Genomic DNA, 15,873 nt, shown 5'->3' on the forward strand with positions numbered 1-15,873 from the left:
GCTCGTGCTTATACAAACCCCTCGTCGAGAGAGGGTATCGAGCATCGCTTGTCGCCGCGCTCGTCCGGCTCCTTCTCCCCAGGGACGCATTTGCACAACCCCTCCGTCATTCCGGCGCAGGCCGGAATCCAGTCCGGCTGCACCAAGAGTCGCGATGGAGGCTTCCGGTAAAGCATGCCCCGTAGCCGATACGGGGATTACAGGGAAACCCCGCACCTACGTCGGCCCCAAACGCACCGGGCCGAGATTCGCGCGGTCGAGAATCTGGATGCTGTCCACGAAGCGAATCACCGACGACGGCAAGTCCATCACGAGTGAATGGGTGCGCGCGCCGCCGCCGAAGAAGCGCACGCCCCGCAGCAGGTCCCCGTCGGTCACGCCGGTGATCGCCACCGCAAGCTGGTTGCCGCTCGCCAGGTCTTCGGTGCGGAGGATGCGTTCCTCGGCGTCGGAGACGCCCATCGCAGCCAGCCGCTCCCGGTCCGCCTCGTCCCGCGGCTTGAACCGGCCCTGGATCTCTCCGCCGAGGCAGCGCAGCGCCGCCGCGGCCAGCACGCCTTCGGGCGCGCCGCCGATGCCCATCACCGCATGGTCGGCGGTTCCCGCCACGGCCACCGACACCGCCGCCGTAAGGTCGCCGTCGCTGATGAGCTTGATGCGTGCGCCGGCCGTGCGAATCTCCTCGATCAGCGACGCATGGCGCGGCCGATCCAGCACCACAACCGTCAGATCGGCGATTCCTCGTCGCAGCGTGCCGGCGATGATCTGCAGGTTTTCGCGGACCGAGTAGTCCAGGCTCACGCGGCCGGCCGCCGGCGGACCGACGATCAGCTTGTCCATGTAGGTATCCGGCGCGTTCAGCAGCCCGCCGCGCTCCGCGATGGCCATGGTGGCCACGGCGTTGGGGAGTCCGCCGGCCACCAGGTTGGTGCCTTCCAGCGGATCGACCGCAATATCGAACGGCGTGCCGGTCTCCGGCCCGACGGTCTCGCCAATGAAGAGCATCGGCGCTTCATCCCGCTCGCCCTCGCCGATCACGATGCGGCCCGCCAGTCCGACCTGGTCGAGCGCGGTGCGCATGGCATCCACGGCCAGCGAGTCGGCGTGCTTGCCGTCGCCGTGCCCCATGGCGCGGGCCGCGGCCACGGCGCCCGCTTCCGTCACCCGGGCCAGGGCCGAGGCGGCCGGACGATTAGCGACGATCACGAATCAGCGTCTCCCAGCGCGTTCGCGCGGCCAATTGTGCCTTCGCGGGTGGGTGCTTCCCACCTCATGCCATGCACCGCGGCGGCCCACGCTGAGTCCGTCATTCCCCCGAATGGAGACCTCTTTGCAGTCCATCCCGAGGAGCCTGGAGAGCAGGCCCGGTTCCCTCTCCCTTGATGGGAGAGGGTTAGGGTGAGGGTGATCCGAGGCCCGGGTGCGGGATGTCGCCCACCGCCCCATGCCCAGCCGCTCGCACTATTCGCGATGGTGCGCCTCGACCGGCTTGCCGCCGGAGTCGACGAACTGCTTCAGCCCCAGCTGCAGCGTGTTCCACCCCAGCACGGCGCACTTGATCCGCACCGGAAACTGCCGCACGCCTTCCAGCGCGATGCCGTCGCCCAACAGTTCCTCATCGGGCTCCTCGCCCTCCAGCATCATGCCGCGCAGCGCCTGGATGATTTCGTCAACCTCTCCAATCGGCCGGCCCTCGATCGCTTCCGTCATGATCGACGCCGACGCCTGGCTGATGGAGCACCCATGGCCGTCAAAGCGCACGTCGGTGACCGTCCCGTCCGCGATTTCGAGCCAGAGCGTGACCTCGTCGCCGCAGAGCGGATTGGCCCCCTCCACCACCACGTCAGCGTCGTGCAGCGTGCCGCGATTCCGCGGACGCTTGTAGTGATCCATGATCACTTCGCGATAGAGGTCGTCGAGCGCCATCTCAGATCGTGCCGAAGAAGCGCTGCGCCTTGTCCACGCCCTCGACCAGCCGGTCGATCTCGTCCGTCGTGTTGTACAGATACACGCTCGCGCGCGCGGTGGCGTGAACGCCCAGCTTGCGCATCAGCGGCTGCGCGCAGTGGTGCCCGGCGCGGATGGCGATGCCCTCGCCGTCGAGCACCGTCCCCACATCGTGCGGGTGCAGGTCATCCACCGTGAACGACACCACCCCGCCGCGTTCTCCGTCCGCGTCCGGCCCATGCACCGACACGCCGGGCATGTCGCTGAGCAGGTTGACCGCATAGGCCCCGACCTGGCGCGCATGCGCGTTGATCGCGTCCATGCCCACTTGCTCGAGATAGTCCACGGCCACGCCCAGCCCGATAGCGCCGGCGATGTTGGGAGTGCCGCCCTCGAACTTGTCCGGCAGATCCGCCCAGGTGGACGACTCCAGCTCCACCATGCGAATCATGCTCCCGCCGAAGTGCGCGGGCTCCATCGCTTCCAGCAGGTTCTCCTTGCCGTACAGGACGCCGATGCCCGTCGGGCCGGCCATCTTGTGGCCGGAGAACGTCAGGTAGTCAACGTCCAGCGCCTGCACGTCCACCGGCATGTGCGGCGCCGATTGCGCCCCGTCGACGGCGATCACCGCGCCGTGCTCATGGGCCAGGCGGGCCATTTCGGCCACCGGCGCAATCACGCCGAGGACGTTGGAGACGTGGTGCACGGCCACCAGTTTGGTCTGTGGTCCCAGCATTCCGCCGTAGGCGTCGAGGTCGATCACGCCCGCGTCGTCCGTGGGGATGAATCGCAGGCGCGCGCCGCGCCGCTTCGCCAGCGCCTGCCAGGGCACCAGGTTGCTGTGGTGCTCGACCTCGGTGAGCAGAATCTCGTCGTCCGAGGCAATGTTCTCGTCGCCCCAGCCGCGCGCGAGCATGTTGATGCCGTCCGTCGTGCCGCGCGTGAAGATCACCTCGTGCGGGCGCCGGGCATTGATGAATCTGGCAATCCGCACCCGCGCGTCCTCGTAGGCCGCCGTGCCCTTCTCGCTCAGGTAGTGGATGCCGCGGTGGATGTTCGCGTTCGTTGTCGTGTAGTAGTCGTGGACGGCGTCGATCACGATTTGCGGCTTCTGCGAGGTCGCCGCGTTGTCCAGGTAGACCAGCGGCTTGCCGCGCACCTCTTGGGTCAGGATGGGGAAATCGCGCCGCAGCGCCACGGCGTCGAGCGGGGCGGCGCGGTCGGCTGGCGCGACGGCGCCGCGGGTCGATGGGCTCATGTCCTAAGTATCGAACAACACCAGGATTCGGCCCTGCTCGACTTTCGTCTCGTAGACTTGCACCGGCAGGATGGCCGGCAGGGTTCGCGGCCGGCCGGTGCGCACGTCGAAGTGGGAGCTGTGTCTGGGACAGCGGATCGTGCCTGCCGACGGGTTGAAGTCACCCTCCGACAAGTAGGCCTCGTCATGCGTGCACAGGTCGTCCATGGCGAAGATCTGGCCGTCGACGTTGTATAGGCCCACCGGCTCGCCATCGAAATCCACCGCCGCCTTGGCGCCCGCGGGAACCGATTCGATTGGGCCGACGTCCACGTAGCCGCCCGCCGCCTGCCCTGGTTGGGTCACGCCTCAGATTCCCGTCGCGCCGTCGTTGCTCGCCGCGGGCGCGGTCAGGACCTCGCGCAGCACGTCGCGCACGCCGTCGTGGGGCACGCGGTCCAGCACCGCCTCGAAATAGCCCTCCACGATCAGCTCTCGCGCTTGCGCCTGGGTGAGGCCGCGGGAGCACAGGTAGTACAGGTGGCTCGGCTCCAGCGTCGACGTGGTCGCGCCGTGGGTGCAGCGCACATCGTCCGCCATGATCTCGAGCCGTGGAATCGAGTCGGCGCGCGTGCCGCTGTTCAGCAGCAAGTTGCGGTTGTTTTGGTAGGCGTTGGTGCGTTGGGCTTTGGGATCTACCACGATCGTGCCGGCGTAGACCGAGCGCGCCCGGCCGTCGAGCACCCCGGCGAATAGCAGGTCGCTCGTGCCATCCGGCGCCAGGTGACCCTGCGTGGTGTGGTGATCCACGAACTGCCGGCTGCCAAGCCGGAAGGCCCCGTTCATCACCACGCTGGCGCCGGGTTCGGTCAGGCTCGCCTCGACGCGGGCCTTGTGAAATCGTCCCCCGACGGTCACGTTGGTGCTGGTGAACGTGGCGTCGCGGCCCACGACGGCGTGCTGCGACAGGATCGATCGCGTGCCGGGCGACAGGCCCTGAACGTGGGTGAAGGTGAGGTGGGAGCCGGATTCGGCGAACAGCTCGGTCGCCCCATTGACGAGCGCCGGCGCGTCGGTCGCCGCGTCTGCCCACCACTCCACGATTGTCGCCTGCGCGCCTTCGCCGAGCGAGGCCAGCACGTGCGGCTGCCGCAGCGCGGCGTCGTCACAGGCCACCACCAGAATCGGTTGCGCCAGCGCAGCGCCCCGCGGCACGTGCACCAGGGCGCCGCCCTGCCACAGCGCCGCGTTGAGGGCTTGAAACTTGCCTTGCTCCGGGGTGATGGCGGTCGTGCTCAGGCGTTCGCGCACCAGCTCCGGGTGCGTGCGCGCGGCCTTCGCCAGGTCCAGCGCCACCACGCCCGCGTCACGGGCCTCCGGGCTGATGTCGACCACGCGAGCGCCGCCGGCGCTTAACAGCAGCGTGACGCTGGGCGCCAGCGCTGCCGCGGGCACCGTTGAAGGCACTCGGCCAACGCCATCCAGCGGCGGCGCCGGCGTCAGCGACTCCCACCGCAGCCACCGCAAATCGGTGCGCCGCCACTCCTCGTCGGTGCGTCCGGGGTTCGGCGTCGCCTCGTAGACGTCCCACGCGGCTCGGCGGTGCGCGCGAAGCCAGTCCGGCTCCTGACCCGAGTCGGCGACCTCGTCCACCGCGCGACGCGTCAAACCTGGCGCCCGCGCGTCAATCGCCATGCGCGAGCGTCCTTCGTTGGTCACCGGCCCGGATGCTGAGCCTGCTCGGGTCCAGTCGGGCTATCCGATCGAGCCTTCCATTTGCAGCTCGATCAGGCGATTCATCTCGACGGCGTATTCCATCGGCAGCTCGCGCACGATGGGCTCGATGAAGCCGCTCACCACCATCGCCATGGCCTGCTCTTCGGTCAGCCCGCGGCTCATCAGGTAGAAAAGCTGCTGCTCGCCGATCTTGCTCACCGTGGCCTCGTGTTGCACGGCGGTGTTGCTTTCCTCGATATCCATGTAGGGATAGGTGTCCGACCGCGACTCGTCGTCGAACAGCAGCGCGTCGCACACCACGTTCGACTTCGAGCGCTCCGCGCCCGGCAGCACGCTCACGTGGCCGCGGTAGCCGGCGCGACCGCCGGCCCGGCTGATCGACTTGGACGTGATGATCGACGACGTGTCCGGCGCGGCGTGCACCATCTTGGCCCCGGCGTCCTGGTGCTGACCCTCGCTCGCGAAGGCGATCGACAGCACCTCGCCGTGCGCGCCAGGCTCCATCAGGTAGACCGCCGGGTACTTCATGGTGACCTTGCTGCCCAGGTTGCCGTCGATCCACTCCATGGTCGCGTCGCGGTAGGCCACCGCGCGCTTCGTCACCAGGTTGAAGACATCCGTCGACCAGTTCTGGATCGTCGTGTAGCGGCAGCGCGCGCCTTCCTTGACGACGATCTCGACCACCGCCGAGTGCAGCGAGTCCGTGGCGTAGATCGGCGCCGTGCAGCCCTCGACGTAGTGCACGTAGGCGCCCGGCTCAACGACGATCAGGGTGCGCTCGAACTGCCCCATGTTCTCCGCGTTGATGCGGAAATACGCCTGCAGCGGCACCTCGACCTTCACGCCGGCCGGGACGTAGACGAAGCTCCCGCCGCTCCACACCGCGCTGTTGAGCGCCGCAAACTTGTTGTCGCCGTTGGGAATGATCGTGCCGAAGTACTCGCGCACGATGTCCGGGTGCTCGCGCAGCCCCGAGTCCATGTCCAGGAACACCACGCCCTCGCGCTCCAGGTCCTCGCGGATGCTGTGGTAGACGACTTCCGAGTCGTACTGCGCGCCCACGCCGGCCAGGAACTTGCGCTCCGCCTCGGGAATGCCCAGGCGGTCGAACGTGTTCTTGATGTCGTCCGGCACGTCGTCCCAACTGCGCGCCTGCCGGTCTTGGGGGCGGATGTAGTAGTAAATGTCGTCGAAGTCGATGCGTGACAGGTCGGCGCCCCAGGTCGGCACCGGCTTGCGCTCGAACTGCTGCAGCGACTCCAGCCGGAACTCGAGCATCCACTCCGGCTCATCCTTCTGGCGGGAGATCTCACGCACGATGTCGGCGCTGAGCCCCTTGGGCGACTTGTAGACCGGCTTGATGTCGTCATGGAACCCGAACTTGTAGCTATCGAGACCAATGTCCGCCGACTTCACCGCCATTCGCTATGCCTCCTGTGCCGCGGTCATGGCCTCGTAGCCGCTCTCGTCAAGCTCCAGTGCGAGTTGCTTGTCGCCGGTGCGCGCGATGCGTCCGTCGATGAGCACGTGCACCACGTCCGGCACGATGTAGTTCAGCAGCCGCTGGTAGTGCGTGATGACCAGGGTGGCCATGTCCGCGCCGCGCAGCGTATTGACCCCGTCGGCCACGATGCGCAGGGCGTCGATGTCCAGGCCCGAGTCCGTCTCGTCGAGGATGGCGAGTTCAGGCTGCAGCACCGCCATTTGCAGGATTTCGTTGCGCTTCTTCTCCCCGCCGGAGAAGCCCTCGTTCAGGTAGCGGCTGGCGAACTTCATGTCCATGCGCAGCAGCCGCATTTTCTCCATCATCAGCCGGCGAAACTCCATGGCCGAGATTTCGTCCTCGCGCTGCGCGTTGAGCGCCATGCGCAGGAAGTTGGACACGCGCACGCCGGTGATCTCGGACGGGTACTGAAACGCCATGAACATGCCCAGCCGCGCGCGCTCGTCGGTGGCCAGCTCCAGGATGTCCTGGCCCTTGAACGTCACGCTGCCGCCGGTGACCTCGAATGCGGGGTGGCCCATCAGCGTGTTGGCCAGGGTGCTCTTGCCCGAGCCATTGGGGCCCATGAGCGCATGCACCTCGCCCTTGGGCACGTGCAAATCGATGCCCTTGAGAATCGGCATACCGTCGACGTTGACGTGCAAGTCTTGGATGACAAGCGCGTCGGCGCCGCTGCCGTTATGCATGTTGCAGCCTCGGTCGTCGCAGGTTAGTGAGGTCCTCTCCGGCTCCGGGGCGTCGGATAAGTCGGGGCGCACAACGCCCGGAGCCACCTAATCGAAGCTATCACCGCGTACCGTTCGCCCGCAAATATAGACAGGAATTTCTGCGAAAAAGCCAAGGCAATCAGCGAACAAACTCCTTCCCCCTGGAAGGAGACCGTCAAAAAGTCCGGTAGGGGCGGGTCTCAGACCCGCCCGACGCCGAGCATCCGGTCCAACCACCCACCCCACTACGCACCCACCGCCCTGGTTTCGTAGGCTTGGGCCGATACGCGAACGGCGATGGCGGCCGCAGGTGGCCGGCACGGCGTACGCACCCCAAGGAGCCATGGCACACCAGCGAACCCGACCCCGCGCCGAGTGGCAGGAGCAGTTGGCCAAGGGCGTGCGAGACGTGCGCGAGATCCCCGGCCTCACCGAGGAGCAGTACCAGCAGCTCGAGGCCATCGACGAGGAATATCCCTTCTTCACCACGCCCTACTACCTCAGCCTGATTGAGAAGTGGGACGCCAGCGACCCCATCTTCCTGCAGCAGATGCCGGACGCGCGGGAGTTCGAGAACCCCAACTTCCTCGAAGACGACCCGCTCGACGAGGAAGACGACATGCCGGTGCCGCACCTCACGCACCGCTACCCCGACCGCGTGCTGTTCGTGGTCACGCACACCTGCGCCATGTACTGCCGCTTCTGCACCCGCAAGCGCAAGGTGGGCAAGAACCCGGTGCCGCGGCCCGAGGAGCTCCAGCGCGCCATCGACTACATCGCCGAGCATGAGGAGATCCGGGACGTCCTGCTCAGCGGCGGCGACCCGCTCACCCTCACCGACTCCGCGCTCGAATGGATCGTCAGCCGCCTGCGCGCGATTCCGCACGTGGAGCTCATCCGCATCGGCAGCAAGATTCCGTGCGTCAACCCCGAGCGCGTCACGCCCGAGCTCTGCCGGATGCTGGCCAAATATCACCCGTTCTACGTGAACACCCACTTCAACCACCCGCGCGAGCTCACGCCCGAGGCCGTGCGCGCCTGCGGCTTGCTGGTCGATCACGGCATTCCGGTGGGCTGCCAGACCGTGCTGCTGCGCGGCGTCAACGACGATCCCGAGGTGATGAAGGAGCTCATGCACGCGCTGCTCAAGGCCCGCGTCAAGCCGTACTACATCTATCAGGCCGACCTGGTGAAGGGCACCGACTACTTCCGCACCTCGGTGCAGAAGGGGCTTGAGATCATCGAGTCGCTGCAGGGGCACACCACCGGCTTCGGCGTGCCCACCTATGTCATCGACGCTCCCGGCGGCGGGGGCAAGATTCCCGTGACCCCCGATCGCATCGTGCGGCTCACCGACGACTCCATCACGTTGCGCAATTTCGAGGGCGGCGTCTACGAATACCCCGCGCACGGCTACTCGCGGGACCACGCGGATGGCGACGCGGCCGGCGGCAACGGCGACCCCGAGTCTGCCCGCGCATACCCGATCTACGACTAGCCAACCTCCGGACAAGTCCCCTTCCCGCAGGAAGGAGACCGTTGCGTAACCCCTCCAATGAAGATTGGCGATCAGGTCCGGTCCCCTCTCCTTGATGGGAGAGGGTTAGGGTGAGGGTGATCCCGGGCTTGGGAGTGGGATGTCGACCGTATATGCAAAGGTCTCCTGGAAGGGTGAAAGTTTGGCTGGAGGTCAGCGCCTGACGTTCCAGGTGGGCCCGTTCGGCCGCCCCGTCGCGGACGGCTTCGAATACCGACACTACGAGGAGTTCTTCGGATTTTCCCTCCGCGATCGGCCGTCGCGGCCGTGACGACGCCACCCGGCGAACGGATCCAATGCGCATAACCCGGCTCGGCGACACCGGCTGGTCGGTGGTCGCCCTCTTTGCGGCGTTTGCCTTCGTGTCGTTCAGCACGGCCGTCATCGGGCCGGTGCTCGGTCAGCTCGACGACGAATTCGGGGTCAGCTACGCATCCTTGGGATTGATCGCCGGCATGCAGGCGCTCGGCCGCGGGCTGGCCATGATTCCGGCCGGCCGCGTGGCCGATCGATACCCGCCGCGCCTGCTGGTGAGCCTTGGCGGGGTGCTGATGGTCCTCGGCTCCCTGGCGTCCGCGGCCGCGCCGGTCTATCCAATCTTGGTATTCGGCACGGCCGTGATCGGCGTCTCCATGGCCTTGATCTTCACCGCCGGGATGGCCCACCTGATCCGCAGCGCGCCGACCGGGGAGCGCGGGCGCACGATGGGCCGCGCCATGGCCGGGTGGGGGCTGGGTTCGCTGCTCGCCCCGCTCGCCGCCGGGGCCCTCGCCAGCGCCTTCGGTTGGCGCTCGGTCTTCATTTTGGCGGCCGTGCTCAGCGTGGTCGTGGTGCCCCTCGGGTTGAGCATTCGCGGCGCCCTGCCCCGTCCGCCTGAGCTCTCGCCGTCCGAACCGCAGCGTCGCTGGGCGTTGGGCCTGACCCGGCGTCTGGTTCCGGTCGTGGTCGTCAGCGCTCTCATCTGGGGCAGCGGCAGCGCGATCATGCGGCTGGTGCTTCCCCTCTATGGCAGCGAAGGCGCGCAGCTGACCCCCGCGCTCATCGGCGGCTGGCTCAGCCTCTTCGCCGCCGTCACGTTCGGCCTCATGCTCGTCAGCGGCACCATTCTCGACCGGCTCGGACGTCTGACGGTGCTGATGCTGGCCGCGATTCCCGGATTGCTCGGCGGCTTCGTCCTGCTCCTGCCCATCGGCCTGCTGCCGTTCGTCCTGTTCGGCCTCACGAAGGCCGGCATCGGCTTCTCGATGCCCTTGATCCCCGTCCTCGTCGCCGACCGATCCCCGCCGGCGCACGTCGGACGTTCCATGGGGATCGTCCAATTCCTGACGGATATCGTGAACCTTACGCTGCCGCTGGCGCTCGGCGCGCTGCTCGACGTGAGCGGCTTCGGCGCCGTGGGAATCTTCTTCGTCGTCGCATTCGCAGCCGCTGCCATCATCGGCGCGCGCGTCATCGCCGCCAATCCGCGGCAACCGTCCGAAGCCGAACCCGACACGACCGTCCCGGCCGCCGATCCCGCCTCGCCGCCCGTGGCCTGACCCTGCGCCCGCGGCCGATCTGGTAGGGGCGTCCCCCCGTGGACGCCCATGGATCTCCGCCGCAACCGCTTCTCAACGAGACGCGACACCGCGAGCTGCTCTGGGCTGTCACCAGCGATTGGGTGACGCTCCGCCCCACGGGCAGCCACAAGGGCTGCCCCTACATCCGCTATTCCCTGTAGGGGCGTCCCTTGTGGGCGCCCCGTTGACCATCTCGGGAAGAAATCTCGACTAGGGAATCGCCGCCCCGCGAATGCCTGTCCGCGTCACATTGCGCCGGCGTCAATGAGGATCTGCTCGATCTCGGGGTGATCGTAGAACCCGGCGACGCCCAAGGGTGATCGGCCGTCGGCGTCCGGCGCATTCACGTCGGCGCCGGCATCGACGAGGATTCGCACGATGGCGGTATGCCCCCGCCAGACTGCTTCATGGAGAAGCGGGTCTCCCTCGGCGTCCTTCGCGTTCACGTCGGCCCCAGCGCTAACCAGGATCCGCGTGATATTCACGTGGTCCCGCCAGATCGCCTCGCGGAGCAACGGTTCGCCGTCCGCGTCCTTCGCGTCCACGTCGGCGCCTGCGTCAACCAGGATCTGGGCGATCGCCCCGTGGTCCCGCCAGATCGCCCCGCGGAGTACCGGGTCTCCGTCACTGTCGTTGACGTTCACGTAGGCGCCCGCGTCGGTGAGGATGCGCACGATCTCCACGTGGTCTCGCCAGATCGCTTCGCGGATGAGGGGATCGCCGTCCGAAGTCCGCGCGTTGACCGTAGCGTCGCCCGCGACGAGCCGCCGCACCCGGTCCGTCTCGCCCCGCCAGACGGCTGAGTAAAGGGCGGAACCGACGAGAGGAAACGAGGACGAGTCAACGAACGGCATCACGGCAGGCCCCGGAGGCCGCGCCCCGCCCGCCGGCTCGATCACCGTGTAGCCCAGCTCACGTAGTCCGCGAATGGCCGAGTTGCGCTGGTCCTGCGCCCAGGTTACGCACGGGTCCCAGCCGCGCCGCTCGGCGAAGCCGCGGTAGAAGTTCGAGTGATAGGGGTGCATCTGGCCCAGATAGGTCCCATTCGGCCACGAGGGCGTGTCCTGGCAGAATTCCTCGCCCTCGTAGTTGACGTTGAACGCCACGCCGCCGGAGCCGGCATGGCCCGGTTGGACAGCCGAGAACGGCGAAAGAACGGCCGGGGCCAGGGCCGAGGCAGCATCGGACAGTGTTGCGGACGGGCCTGGAGGCGGCGCCCCTCCCAGGGGCTCGGTCACCGAGTAGCCGAGCTCACGCAGGCCGCGAATGGCCGAGTTGCGTTGGTCCTGCGCCCATGTGACGCACGGGTCCCAGCCACGCCGCTCGGCAAAGCCGCGATAAAAGTCCGAGTGGTACGGGTGCATCTGGCCCAGGTAGGTGCCATTCGGCCACGAGGGCGTGTCCTGGCAAAATTCCTCGCCCTCGTAGTTTTGAGCGAGCACCACGCCGGCGGTGATCGCCGCGATGATCCCCGCGCTTCCCAAGGCCACTAAGATCCGCCGCATATCGCCCCCCACCAACAGCACGCCCGGCGCCAAATTAGCAGAGAGTGGCTGGTCAAGTCTTCATAAATGTGCGCTGTCTCCCAGTATTATCCATAGAAACTCATGTCGATGAGTACTAAGCTGCCGAATAGCCTCCGTGTTATGTGCTGTATTACATGAGTAAAGCTAGAGCCGATCTGATTGCCACGAACGCCGCCGGCGACGCTCCGCCCCACGAGCAGCCACAAGGGCTGCCCCTACATCCGCTGCTCCCTGTAGGGGCGTCCCATGTGGGCGCCCGACAGCGCAGGAAGTCGTGGCCGTTCTGGTAGGGGCGTCCCATGTGGGCGCCCGACAGCGCAGGAAGTCGTGGCCGTTCTGGTAGGGGCGTCCCATGTGGGCGCCCGACAGCGCAGGAAGTCGTGGCCGTTCTGGTAGGGGCGTCCCATGTGGGCGCCCGACAGCGCAGGAAGTCGTGGCCGTTCTGGTAGGGGCGTCCCTTGTGGGCGCCCTTTGGCCTAAGGAATCGCCGCGCCCGAGACGATGAGCTCCCCATCACTGAGAATCAGCGACTCGATGCGCATGGGAATGCGCGGCAGCCCGGCGTCGACGGTCCGGGTGATTAGCTCCAGCAGGGCCGTGGTGATGAATCCCGGCGCGTGAATGTCGCCCACCTGCACGCGCCGGATCTCGACGCGCCGCTCGCTCTGCTCGATCGCCACCTCCAGATCGATCCGAAAGTCGAAGTTCAGCCCCACGGACATCAGTTTGCCGGTGAGCACGATCACGTCCGGGCCAAACGACACTTGCAGGCGCTCAATCGATCCCCACCAATCCGACTGGCGCCCCCAATCCGAGATCAGCGCGCTGATCTCGTCATCCGAAAAAATGATCTGCACCGGCTGGGATGCCCCGCTGGCGCGGGCGCGCGCGCTCACCACGCCGAACTGCGCCACCTTGTCCAACGCCGAATCGGCGATCTCGGGCGATGCGACGATCTCCGTCAGGTCGCCACGGTCCACGCGGCCGATCGCGGCAAAGAACCCGATCACGATCACCAGGGCGGCCAAGGCCACGATCAGCCACAGAATGAACACCATCAGCCGGCGCATCTAGACATCGCCCCAATGGGAGTCTCTTGCGTAGTCCCTCCGCTGGAGATTGAAGCGCAGCTCCAATCCCCTCTCCCTGGAACGGATGTGCTCCCTCCCCCTAGCAGGGGGAGGGTTGGGGTGGGGGTCTTCCGAGGCTCGGGCGTGGAAGATCGCCCGCCGATGCAATGGTTGCCATTGAACGGTCAATCCAGCCCCGCCCCGACCGGTCGACGCCCCTACGCCCGTCGCCCGGAACCGCAATCCCCGTCGGCCGTGCCCCATCAATCTCGCAATTCGGCTGGAATTCGCGCCGTCACTATCGTAAGCATTGGTGGCGGAAGCTAGGCGAGCCGGGCCGCACGGCCGCGAATGTCGGCATTCGGCGCCACGCCGTGGCGGTATGCTGCCCGACGGAGGTGCGCGGACTCGGCCGAGCCGCGCCAGGCCCACGGCGAAGGGATGCCCATGGTCGATCGCTCGGATGCCTTGGCCCCGGTACGCCGCCTCGATGACGGCGTGCTCTTGTTCGACGGCGCCATGGGCTCGAACCTCAACGACTATGAGGACCTCGATCGGGAAGCGCCCGAAGAAGACACGCTGCGCTACCCCGACCACGTCGCCAAGGTCTATGCCGACTATGTGGCCGCCGGCGCCGATTTCATCTCGACCAACACCTTCGGCGGCAACTTGATCCGTCTCAAGCGGGCCGGGCTGTTGGATCAGGCCGAATCGCTCAATCGCCGCGCCGCCGAGATGGCGCGTGAGGCGGCCGGCGACAAGGCCTGGGTGGCGGGCGACATTGGCCAGAGCGGGGACTTCCTCGAACCCCTGGGTGAGATTACGCCGGACGAGATGCACGAGGCCTTCGCCGTCCAAGCCGAGCACCTCAAGGCCGGCGGCGCCGACATCCTGCTGTGCGAAACCTTCAGCGACATCCAGGAAGTCCAGATCGCCATCAGGGCCGCCAAGGAAACGGGCCTGCCCGTCTTCGCCACCATGACCTACGACATCAACCTGCACACCATGATGGGCGTCGCGCCGGCCGATGGCCTCCGGGCCTGCGAGGAAGCGGGCGCCGACGTGGTCGGCTGCAATTGCGGCAATGGTCCTGAAGAGATGACGCAGGTCTTGCAGCAAATGGTGGACGCCGGACCCACGCGCCCGCTGATGGCGCAGTCGAATGCCGGCGTTCCCGAGCTCATCGCCGGCAAGGTCTGCTACACCTACCCGCCCGAGCGCATGGTCGAGTTCGCCGCGCAGTGGATCGATCTGGGCGTCCGCGTCATCGGGTCCTGCTGCGGCAGCACCAACCACACGACCAACCTGCTGCGCGAGATGATCGACGGGCGCGGTTGCATGGCGAACGGGGGCTGATCGCCCACCGGACGAGACCGTCGCCGCTCAGCAGCCTCTCGGGCGCTCGTCAAACGGGATCAGGCGCAGGATCAGGTTGTCGCGAAACTCCACTGAGATCTCCAGCCCGTTCACCAGTCCAAGCACCGCATACACCGCTTCACCGGGCGTGTCCCTGAAGCGATCGTTGGTGTACCCCGCGGTAAACGCGTCGATCAGCCTGAACTGCGTCTCCCCGGCCAGCAGCGCCAGGCCGCGAAGCAGCCTGAACTGGTGCGCGAACAATGCCGGCCCCCCATACGGGCGCGGCGCCAGCGCAGGCGACATGCGCAGCGCGTCGGTCACCGCGCCGCTTGCCGCCATCAGGCGCACCGGCTCCACCTGCCCCCGCCGCGCGCCGTCTGCCAGCAAGGCCAAGTGTCCGATCGCGGGATCGAGCGCGAATATCGCGTCGTCGACGCTCGTCAGGAACCGCAGCAGCTGATGCGAGGCCGCGTGGTGTCCGACAAAGGGACACGTGCGCGCGAGCCGCATCGGCGCCGCCTCAACGATCGGAAATCCCACCGAGGATCGGGTCTCCACCGGAGCTTCCAGGATCTCGGCGGTAACCGGCATCGTCCCGTAGGCATCCGGCGGCGTCCCGTCGGCGGCATCGGTGGAGACCGCCTCTGTGGGTGACGGCGTGGCAGCCTGGGACGCCGCGTTCGTCGTCTCGCTCCCCCGGCCCGCCACGAACGTCAGCACCAGCACCGCCGCCACCGCCGCGAGGGCCACGGCCAGCGCGCCAAAGCTCAGAATCCTCCAACGCCCGCTCACGTCGCCCAGTCCGAAGCCTTATAGCCGCCGATGCAGCGTTCGAGCATTCTCAACGGTGCCGGATTAGCGCCGGCTACAAGAATATCGGCAATGGCGCCGCCTCACCCGCAGACCACTTCGGCAGGCTCGCCCAGCCCGAACTATCGAGACAGCGCGACGCCCGACAACTGCCGAAGCCATGGGGATCCTCCGCTCGAGCCCCTTCCCTCTGCAAGGAGACTATTGCGCAACTCCTCACGTCATTCCGGCGAAAGCCGGAATCCAGTCCGGCCCCCTCTCCCACAGGAGACTCTTGCGTGTCCCCTCCGCCATTCCCGCGACGGCGGGAATCCACCCTTCACTGAACCTGGGGGCTGGTGGGATTCCTGCGACCATCCTTCGTCCGACCGATTCTTGCAGAAGTCTCACTGGGAGAGGATTCGGGTGAGGGGACGGGCGCGGCGGCTGTCCGGGTCCGGCCCCCTCTCCCACGGGGAGCGGATTGGGGTGAGGGGGGCGCGGCGGCTGCCCGGGTCCGCCCCCATCTCCCACGGGGAGAGGATTCGGGTGAGGGGACGGGCGCGGCGGCTGTCCGGGTCCGGCCCCCGCTCCCACAGGAGACTGTTGCGTATCCCCTCCGTCATTCCCGCGACTGCGGGAATCCACTCTTCACTGAACCTGGGGGCTGGTGGGATTCCTGCGACCATCCTTCGTCCGACCGATTCTTGCAGAAGTCTCACTGGGAGAGGATTCGGGTGAGGGGACGGGCGCGGCGGCTGTCCGGGTCCGGCCCCCTCTCCCACGGGGAGCGGATTGGGGTGAGGGGGGCGCGGCGGCTGTCCGGGTCCGGCCCCCTCTCCCACGGGAGACCTTTGCATAAACCCAGGGGCGGGGCGGACCATGGGGCGTCGCCAGGCGG

Annotated in this window: 13 protein-coding genes; 3 read left to right on the forward strand and 10 right to left on the reverse strand. The window is 67.4% G+C overall.

Annotated elements, in window-relative coordinates:
- Positions 1-216: 216 nt before the first annotated feature.
- The 7 genes from glpX to sufC all read right to left on the reverse strand — a co-directional run bounded on the left by glpX (position 217) and on the right by sufC (position 7,111).
- Complete coding sequence (glpX, locus tag OXG33_08990) at positions 217-1,203, reverse strand: class II fructose-bisphosphatase (GenBank protein MCY4114058.1); 987 nt, start codon at positions 1,201-1,203, stop codon at positions 217-219.
- 258 nt (positions 1,204-1,461) lie between these two features.
- Positions 1,462-1,926 carry an SUF system NifU family Fe-S cluster assembly protein gene (locus OXG33_08995; GenBank protein ID MCY4114059.1) on the reverse strand — a complete coding sequence of 155 codons (465 nt, stop codon included), beginning with the start codon at positions 1,924-1,926 and terminating at the stop codon, positions 1,462-1,464.
- Between the two features lies 1 nt (position 1,927).
- On the reverse strand, positions 1,928-3,205 hold the full coding sequence (locus OXG33_09000; protein MCY4114060.1) for a cysteine desulfurase: 1,278 nt from the start codon (positions 3,203-3,205) through the stop codon (positions 1,928-1,930).
- A gap of 3 nt (positions 3,206-3,208) precedes the next feature.
- Positions 3,209-3,550, reverse strand: coding sequence for a non-heme iron oxygenase ferredoxin subunit (locus OXG33_09005; GenBank protein ID MCY4114061.1), 342 nt, complete (start codon positions 3,548-3,550; stop codon positions 3,209-3,211).
- Positions 3,551-3,553: 3 nt separating this feature from the next.
- Positions 3,554-4,879: a Fe-S cluster assembly protein SufD gene (gene sufD, locus OXG33_09010; protein ID MCY4114062.1), complete on the reverse strand. Its 1,326-nt coding sequence runs from the start codon at positions 4,877-4,879 to the stop codon at positions 3,554-3,556.
- Positions 4,880-4,939: 60 nt separating this feature from the next.
- A complete protein-coding gene (gene sufB / locus OXG33_09015) occupies positions 4,940-6,343 on the reverse strand; it encodes a Fe-S cluster assembly protein SufB (GenBank protein ID MCY4114063.1) in 1,404 nt (467 codons plus the stop codon).
- A 3-nt stretch (positions 6,344-6,346) separates the two neighbouring features.
- A complete protein-coding gene (gene sufC, locus OXG33_09020) occupies positions 6,347-7,111 on the reverse strand; it encodes a Fe-S cluster assembly ATPase SufC (protein ID MCY4114064.1) in 765 nt (254 codons plus the stop codon).
- Positions 7,112-7,475: 364 nt separating this feature from the next.
- On the opposite strand from sufC, the gene OXG33_09025 reads away from it, so the two are divergent.
- Together OXG33_09025 and OXG33_09030 are read left to right on the forward strand one after the other, a co-directional pair.
- The gene (locus tag OXG33_09025) at positions 7,476-8,630 is read left to right on the forward strand and encodes a KamA family radical SAM protein (GenBank protein ID MCY4114065.1); all 1,155 of its coding nucleotides are present in this window, start codon (positions 7,476-7,478) and stop codon (positions 8,628-8,630) included.
- Between the two features lie 335 nt (positions 8,631-8,965).
- Positions 8,966-10,207, forward strand: a complete 1,242-nt coding sequence (locus tag OXG33_09030; protein MCY4114066.1) for an MFS transporter — start codon at positions 8,966-8,968, stop codon at positions 10,205-10,207.
- A gap of 266 nt (positions 10,208-10,473) precedes the next feature.
- Here OXG33_09030 and OXG33_09035 read toward each other — a convergent pair whose 3' ends face one another.
- Complete coding sequence (locus OXG33_09035; protein MCY4114067.1) at positions 10,474-11,733, reverse strand: ankyrin repeat domain-containing protein; 1,260 nt, start codon at positions 11,731-11,733, stop codon at positions 10,474-10,476.
- 497 nt (positions 11,734-12,230) lie between these two features.
- Positions 12,231-12,824 carry a hypothetical protein gene (locus OXG33_09040; GenBank protein ID MCY4114068.1) on the reverse strand — a complete coding sequence of 198 codons (594 nt, stop codon included), beginning with the start codon at positions 12,822-12,824 and terminating at the stop codon, positions 12,231-12,233.
- A 441-nt stretch (positions 12,825-13,265) separates the two neighbouring features.
- Between OXG33_09040 and OXG33_09045 the strand changes: the two genes are divergently transcribed.
- The gene (locus tag OXG33_09045; GenBank protein MCY4114069.1) at positions 13,266-14,180 is read left to right on the forward strand and encodes a homocysteine S-methyltransferase family protein; all 915 of its coding nucleotides are present in this window, start codon (positions 13,266-13,268) and stop codon (positions 14,178-14,180) included.
- Between the two features lie 27 nt (positions 14,181-14,207).
- Here OXG33_09045 and OXG33_09050 read toward each other — a convergent pair whose 3' ends face one another.
- Entirely contained in the window at positions 14,208-14,975 is a 768-nt protein-coding gene (locus tag OXG33_09050) for a hypothetical protein (protein ID MCY4114070.1), read from the reverse strand.
- Between the last annotated feature and the right edge of the window lie 898 nt (positions 14,976-15,873).

The sequence above is a fragment of the Chloroflexota bacterium genome (assembly GCA_026708035.1).
Classification (GTDB): domain Bacteria; phylum Chloroflexota; class UBA11872; order UBA11872; family UBA11872; genus JAJECS01.